A 2,799-nucleotide genomic window follows, 5' to 3' on the forward strand; every position below is an offset into this window, starting at 1 on the left:
CTTGCGCTTTTTGTTCCAATCGAATGTGGCTAATTTTGGCAAGTCCTAAATTGTTTGAGTGCCTGTCCATGCAGGGTAAGAATACACTACCGGTGCAACCGGATGAATCATACATTGAAATGGAGGAATTTAAAATGGCTAAAAAAGTAGTTGGAGTATATGATAATCAAACAGAATTAATTGAAGCAATTGAAGAATATAAAAACAACGGCTATGCCGTTCGGGATTTCTCAATCATCGGTGATACAAATGATGTTACTACTGCACTCGAAAGCAGAACAGGTGTAACGACTGAAAATATCGGAACTGATACTGACGACCATAGGGAAGGCGGTTTCTGGCAAAGCTTGATGACAGCATTTGACGCAGACAGAAATCTGGGTGGCAATGAGCCTTCAATTTCGGACCGTCTAGTTGGTGTAGGCTTAACCGATGACGCGGCAAGAGAATACGAAGAAGATGTTCGAAATGGTCGCATCATCCTATTAGCGGAAACGGCTGCGTCTGGGCTTGATGTTGAAGAAACAGGCTATGTTGCTGATACATCAGTAACAGGAACTTATAATACTGATACATCAGTGAGGGGAACATATGATAATACTGACGAGCAGACTTTAAGGTTAAGAGAAGAGCAGCTTGATGTATCCAAGGAAAGGGTACAGGCAGGTGAAGTGGAAGTCCACAAGGAAGTAGTAGAAGAGCAGCAGAAAGTAAACATCCCAGTCACGCGTGAGGAGGTTTACGTGGAAAGACGTGATGTGAATGAGACTGCTTCTGGCGTGGATGCTTCAGTTGGTGACGATGAAACAATCCGTGTACCAATTATGGAAGAGAAGGTAGAGGTCACCAAGAAACCGGTTGTTTCTGAAGAGCTTGTCATTGGTAAGCGAGAAGTGACAGATACTGAACAAGTCGTCGAAAGTGTAAAACATGAGGAAGCACATCTGGAAGCTGACGACAATCGTGTGGTCAATGAAGCAGACCTTGACCGCAACCGCAACCGTGACTCATTTAAGAATCCATCTGACCGTGATGGTTTAAATAATCCTTCTGGTATGTACCGTGACGGTTACAAGAAGAAATAAACATATCATGAAAAAATAAGAAAAGACGCCCAAAAGGCGTCTTTTCTGCGTATTGAGGCGACTGACTGCACGCCACATCGTGCATTTCCATAAAAAGAGTGTCTGTCGGCTTACACAATTCAGCTCATCGCTTGATAAATATAACACGTTGACGAATCATTAGCAAGAAGAAGTTTAATGGTGGATTCTTCTTGTTTCATGTTCACTTGATGCTGGGTAATAAGGTATAAAGAATTAGAGAAGGGGCACATCATGAAGAAAAAAACATTACTTATTTCATCTCTAATAATTATTATTTTCGTCTTACTAGCTGCCTTCAGTATGGTCAACCCTCAAAAAGGAGAAGGAGACAAGCTGGTAGTCGCATTCGGAGACTCACTCACCTATGGTTATGGTGATCAGAAGGGTTCGGGTTATATTGATACACTGCAAACCAAGTTGAATTATCAAAACAAAAAGGACTACAACTTTGATAATGAAGCTATTTATGGTCTTGAGTCCTCTGGTATCCTTACTCAGCTATCTGATGTCAGTATTAGAGGGAAGCTTGATGAAGCAGACTATTTTATCCTTTTTATCGGTACTAATGACTTAATCAATAGCAATGGCGGGAATTTAAAGAATCTAAAGCATAGGGAAATAGAAAAAGGGCAGAGAGATTATTTGCAGAACTTGAGGGCGATTCTCAATATTTTGAATGATAACAATGAAAATACGCCGATTTTCCTGCTGGGCCTCTATAATCCATACCCTGACAACGCCGCCATCGAAGCGATAATTAAGGATTGGAATAAAGAAATTATAAAAGCTGCGAAAAATGAAAAACAGGTCATTTACATTCCAACCAATGACCTGTTTAAAGGAAAAGATAAACAACAGTATTTCAGTGATTCGCTTCATTTGAATGATAAAGGATACAATCTGATCGCTGATCGCATTTTAAAAAACTACAAGTTTGAATAGAATTTCTGTAATGGTGCCTGGCAAAATCTAATGCCAGGTTTTTTTTTGAAAAAAAATTACCATGAAACCTATTATGGAGGAAATTCGTAATATAATAGATTAAAAGGATAGCTGAAAGGAATTTTAACGTGAAAAAGAAGCTTTTTGGGAACGTATCGATCACTTTTTTGCTGATTTTGGCTGCGCTCCTTTTATATTATCAATTCCTCACCCAGCCTGAAATTAATGAAGATGTTCCTTTGCCGCAGGACCTGCATCCTGTTGTCCAGGAGAATAAGGATATGCTGGTACAGAAGGCAGCTGAGAGAGGCATAAAGGTCTTGGTGACTGATGGGTTCCGTAGTTTTGAAGAACAAAATCAGTTATATGAAAAGGGGAGGTCAAGAGAAGGTCAAATAGTCACACATGCTAAAGGCGGGGAGTCTTACCATAATTTTGGTCTGGCAATTGATTTTGCTTTAGTGAATAAATCAGGAAAAGCCTATGGGACACTAACTATGACGGAAATGGCAATGGGAAATCAGATTGGATGGAAGTAGTAGGAATTGCCAAGGAGCTCGGATTTATGTGGGGAGGAGACTGGAAACACTTTAAGGATTATCCGCACATAGAAATGCGTTTTGGCCTGACGATCAATGACCTGAAACGTGGGAAGCGTCCACCACAAGACGCGCTGACAGCATCACAAAATTAAACATCGGGGCCACGAGGCTCCGATGCTTTTTTATTTAATAGGAAATTATCACTAGCG

Annotated in this window: 2 protein-coding genes and 1 pseudogene; all 3 read left to right on the top strand. The window is 40.5% G+C overall.

Features of this window, described 5'->3' with window-relative positions:
* Positions 1-134: 134 nt before the first annotated feature.
* Complete coding sequence (locus tag JCM21738_RS21435) at positions 135-1,085, top strand: YsnF/AvaK domain-containing protein (RefSeq protein ID WP_023626266.1); 951 nt, start codon at positions 135-137, stop codon at positions 1,083-1,085.
* A 252-nt stretch (positions 1,086-1,337) separates the two neighbouring features.
* Positions 1,338-2,048, top strand: coding sequence for a GDSL-type esterase/lipase family protein (locus tag JCM21738_RS21440; protein ID WP_023626265.1), 711 nt, complete (start codon positions 1,338-1,340; stop codon positions 2,046-2,048).
* A 128-nt stretch (positions 2,049-2,176) separates the two neighbouring features.
* Positions 2,177-2,742: pseudogene (locus tag JCM21738_RS21445) on the top strand (M15 family metallopeptidase).
* Positions 2,743-2,799 lie beyond the last annotated feature (57 nt).

Origin of the sequence: Mesobacillus boroniphilus JCM 21738 (assembly GCF_000517385.1) — a bacterium.
GTDB lineage: Bacteria > Bacillota > Bacilli > Bacillales > Cytobacillaceae > Mesobacillus > Mesobacillus boroniphilus.